A 4,380-nucleotide genomic window follows, 5' to 3' on the forward strand; every position below is an offset into this window, starting at 1 on the left:
CCCTGACCCTGGGGCTCAGCGGCTGCGTCGTGCTGCGCGAGGGCGGGACCGAGCCGGCGCAGAGCGCCGGTGCCCAGCAGGCCTACACCGAGGTGGTGCCGCTGCCCGAAAGCGTCAAGGAGCGCGGCTACCTGGTCTTCGGCTCGCAACTGGCCTCACCGCCCATGAACTTCCCGGCGGACAAGGGCTACCAGGGAATCAACGTCGACGTGGTCGAAGAAATCGGCAACCTGCTCGGGGTGGAGATCCGCTGGAAGCAGCTGCCGTTCGCCGGGTTGATCCCGGCAGTGAAATCCAAGCAGATCGACGCCGGCATTGACCTGATCGGCGACACCCAGGAGCGGGCCCAGGTCGTGGACTTCTCCAACTACATGAACCAGGCCACCTCCCCGCTGGTGCAGCGCGGCAACCCCCACGGCATCGAATCCGCCGCTGATTTGTGCGGGCTGCCGATCGCGATCGTCCGCGGCGGGGTTCAGCTGGAGCTGGCCGAGGACGAAAACGACAAGTGCCTGCAGGAGGGCAAGAAGCCGATCGAGATCAACCAGTTTTCCGCCCCGGGTGATGCACGGCTTTCCGTGCAGGCCGGACGCACCGCCGCGTTTTTGGGCAACACCCCGGTGATGCGGTACATCGCCGAAAACAAGGCGACCAGCAAGGTTTTCGAGATGGGCGGGGAAGCGACCTACCAGCGCCAGCCCATCGGCATCATCACCGCCAAGGACCGCCGCGATCTGAAGCAGTCCATCCAGTCCGCCCTGGACGTGATGCAGGCCGAGGGAACCGTGGACGAACTGCTGGCCAAATGGGAAATCCAGGACCTGGCGCTGGATGCGCCACAGGACGAGGCGCATGAGGAGACAGGGGCAGGCCAATGAGCACCGTTGAGATTTCACAGCTCAAGGACCCGGTGGCCCGCCAGCGCCACCCCTGGCGGCTGGTGTCCGGGCTGCTGGTGATTGCCCTGGTGATCATGGCCGCCCGCGGCCTGTGGGGCAACCGGGCACTGGATCACTCCACCATCGCCGAGTACCTGACCTACCCCAGCATCATGAGCGGACTGAAGAACACAATTGTGCTGGCGCTGATCTCCATGGTCATCGGGGTCGTGGCTGGGTTCATCGTGGCGCTGATGCGCCTGTCGCGGAACCCGGTGCTGCGGGCCATCGGCTTCGCGTACGTCGCCATCGTGCGCAGCATCCCATTGCTGCTGCTGATCCTGTTCGTCGGGAACATCTCCCTGTTCTGGTCGGGCATTGACGTGCTGAACCCCATCACCGGCGAGCTCTGGTACAGCTGGGACATGAATGACCTGATCACCCCGTTCGTTGCCTCGATCATCGCGCTGGCGCTGAACGAGGCGGCCTACATGGCCGAAATCATCCGCTCCGGGCTCTCCGCGGTGGACACCGGCCAACAGGAGGCGGCCAACGCCCTGGGGCTGGGGCCACTGCGCACCATGTTCCGGGTCATCCTGCCCCAGGCGCTGCGCATCATCATTCCCCCACGGCAGCCAGTTCATCACGATGATCAAGATGACCTCCCTGGTCTCGGTCATCGCCGGCGGCGACCTGCTGACCGAAGCCCAAAACATCGCCGCCACCAACCTGCGCACCCTGGAGCTGCTCGTGGTTGCCTTCCTCTGGTACCTGGTGGTCACCGGCATCGCGACCATTGGGCAAAGCTTCCTGGAACGACGTCTGGCCCGCGGCCAGCGGAAAGGCTCGGTGTAGTCATGGCCCATTCCACCTCCGCCCCGTCAGCGACCAGCACGAGGCCGCTGCTCACGGTGCGCGGCCTGCACAAGTTCTTCGGCCCGTTGCATGTCCTCAAGGGCGTGGACCTGCAGGTCAATGAAGGCCAGGTCGCCTGCTTGCTCGGCCCCTCCGGGTCCGGCAAGTCCACGCTGTTGCGGTGCATCAACCACCTGGAGAGCGTGGATGCCGGAAGGATCACCATGGATGGGCAGACACTGTCCTACTTTGAGCGCGACGGCAGATGCACCTGCGCCGCCGCCGGGAAATCGACCGGCAGCGCCAGGAGATCGGCATGGTCTTCCAGCACTTCAACCTGTTCCCGCACTACTCCGTGCTGCAGAACATCACCCTGGCTCCCACCCTGCTGGGCAAGTCCAACGCCACCCAAGCCAAGGCCACGGCCATGGAACTGCTCGAACGGGTCGGTCTGGCCAACAAGGCGAACGCCTACCCGGCGTCCCTATCCGGTGGGCAGAAGCAGCGGGTGGCCATCGCCCGGGCCCTGGCCATGAAGCCGCGGGTGATGCTCTTCGACGAGCCGACCAGTGCGCTGGACCCCGAGCTGGTCGGTGAGGTGCTCAAGGTGATGAAGGCGCTCGCCGACCAGGGCATGACGATGATCGTGGTCACCCACGAGATGGCGTTCGCCCGTGAGGTCGGGGGACCAGGTGGTGGTCATGGACAACGGGGTGATCCTCGAATCCGGGCCCCCGGCCCAGTCTTCGACGACCCGAGCCATGAACGCACCCGCGACTTCCTGCGCCACGTCCACTAGCGGCTCCTAGGCATTTGAGAACAACGAACAACCAAAGGCGGATCATGACCACCAAGAGCAAGCTGGTGCTGCTGGGCACCGGGGGCGGGCCCACCCCGAAGATCGAACGCAATGCCGCATGCAACGCGGTCGTCGTGGGCGATGCCACCTACATCATCGACGCGGGCAACGGGGTGGCCCGGCAACTGGCACGCGCCCGGCTGGCCTTCAACTCGCTGCGCGCCGTGGGGATCACCCACCACCACTCGGATCACAACGCGGACGTGGGCACGCTGCTGCACCTGGCCTGGTGCGCCAATCTGGACCGGCCGGTGCAGACCTTTGGCCCGGCCCCCTGGCAGAGCATGTGGGACTCCTTCCTGGACTACGCGCGCCGGGATGTGCAGATCCGCATCGTGGACGAGGGGCGGCCGGACTTCGCCTCGCTGGTCAGCGCCCGCAACGTCACCGAGCCCGGCCTGGTGTTCGAAGACGAGCGGGTGCGGATCACCGCGGCGTGGGTTAACCACCCGCCCATCGAGCGCTGGCCTACCGGATCGACACCGAGGACCGCAGCTACGTCATTTCCGGAGACACCACGCCGTGCGACTCCCTGGTGGAGCTGGCCCGCGGCGCCGACGTGCTGGTGCACGAGGTGATGCACATCCCCAGCATTGATCCCCTGCTGCAACGCTCCAACGGGCAGCGGCTGCGCGAACACCTGATCGACTCCCACACCGCCTCCACGGATGTGGCGCGGTGGCGGCCCGCGCCGAGGTCGGGCACCTGGTGCTCTCACATTTCGTGCCCAGTGCCCCGCAGGTTCCCGACCAGGTTTGGCTGCAAGACGCGCAGCAGGACTTCAGCGGGCCGATCACCGTGGGTGCGGACCTGATGGAAATCTAGGTGCCCCGACCGCGTCCCCGGATTCAGCCCCACCCGCAGCACACGGACAGGATGTAGTCTGGGTCACAAGTAGCCGTTGGTGGTCAGGGAGGGGTTCGGCAATGTTTGAACTGAATGAGGACCAGCAGGCGCTGGTGGAGATGGTTCGGGACTTCGCGGCGGACAAGCTGGCCCCGCACGCCCTGGAATGGGACGCAACTTCCCATTTTCCCACCGATGTGCTGGCCGAGGCCGGGGAGCTGGGGATGGGCGGCATCTACGTCAGTGAGGAACACGGCGGCTCCGGGTTGACCCGCAGCGACGCGGTGCTGATCTTTGAGGAGCTGGCCAAGGCCGATCCAAGCATTGCAGCCTACATTTCCATCCACAACATGGTGGTATGGATGATCGACGCATTCGGCACCGAACAGCAGCGTTCGCGCTGGCTGCCGGGGATGCTGCAGATGCAGCAGCTGGGCGCGTACTGCCTGACCGAGCCCGGGATCGGTTCCGACGCGGCGGCGTGAGCACCCGGGCCCGGCGCGCGGGCGATGACTACGTGCTCAACGGCGTCAAGCAGTTCATTTCGGGGGCCGGATCAGCGGCGCTGTACATCGTCATGGCCCGCACCTCCCAGGACGGGGCCGCGGGGATCAGCGCCTTCCTGGTGCCCGCGGACGCGCCGGGCCTGTCCTTCGGCGCCAACGAGAAGAAAATGGGGTGGAAGGCCCAGCCCACCCGCCAGGTGATCATGGATGACGTGCGGGTCGCGGCGGACCAGATGCTCGGTGCCGAGGGCCAGGGATTCTCCATTGCCATGCGCGGGCTGAATGGCGGACGACTGAACATCGGGGCATGCTCACTGGGCGGTGGTCAGCACGCGCTGGAAAAGAGCGTGGCCTATCTGAAGGAACGCCAGGCCTTCGGCGGACCGCTGACCCGGCAGGAGGCGCTGGTCTTCGAACTGGCCGACATGGAGATGCG

At 66.0% G+C, this 4,380-nt stretch carries 4 protein-coding genes and 2 pseudogenes; all 6 read left to right on the top strand.

What is annotated here, in order from left to right:
- On the top strand, positions 1–878 hold an 878-nt coding region (locus JCM19049_RS08600), incomplete at its 5' end, for an ABC transporter substrate-binding protein (RefSeq protein ID WP_054821385.1).
- Between the two features lie 173 nt (positions 879–1,051).
- A pseudogene (locus JCM19049_RS22490) lies at positions 1,052–1,921 on the top strand (ABC transporter permease subunit); the annotation flags it as partial.
- A gap of 128 nt (positions 1,922–2,049) precedes the next feature.
- Positions 2,050–2,532, top strand: a complete 483-nt coding sequence (locus JCM19049_RS22495) for an amino acid ABC transporter ATP-binding protein (RefSeq protein WP_306420755.1) — start codon at positions 2,050–2,052, stop codon at positions 2,530–2,532.
- 44 nt (positions 2,533–2,576) lie between these two features.
- The gene (locus tag JCM19049_RS08610; RefSeq protein WP_054821386.1) at positions 2,577–3,170 is read left to right on the top strand and encodes an MBL fold metallo-hydrolase; all 594 of its coding nucleotides are present in this window, start codon (positions 2,577–2,579) and stop codon (positions 3,168–3,170) included.
- A 100-nt stretch (positions 3,171–3,270) separates the two neighbouring features.
- Positions 3,271–3,417, top strand: coding sequence for a hypothetical protein (locus JCM19049_RS19630; RefSeq protein ID WP_279402789.1), 147 nt, complete (start codon positions 3,271–3,273; stop codon positions 3,415–3,417).
- Positions 3,418–3,518: 101 nt separating this feature from the next.
- Positions 3,519–4,380, top strand: a pseudogene (locus JCM19049_RS19635) (acyl-CoA dehydrogenase family protein); the annotation flags it as partial.

This window comes from Arthrobacter sp. JCM 19049, from assembly GCF_001310435.1.

Excerpts from the sequence above, each read along its gene's own strand:
- JCM19049_RS22495 (WP_306420755.1), top strand. The coding sequence starts at position 2,050 with ATGGTCTTCCAGCACTTCAACCTGTTCCCGCACTACTCCGTGCTGCAG.
- JCM19049_RS08610 (WP_054821386.1), top strand. The coding sequence starts at position 2,577 with ATGACCACCAAGAGCAAGCTGGTGCTGCTGGGCACCGGGGGCGGGCCC.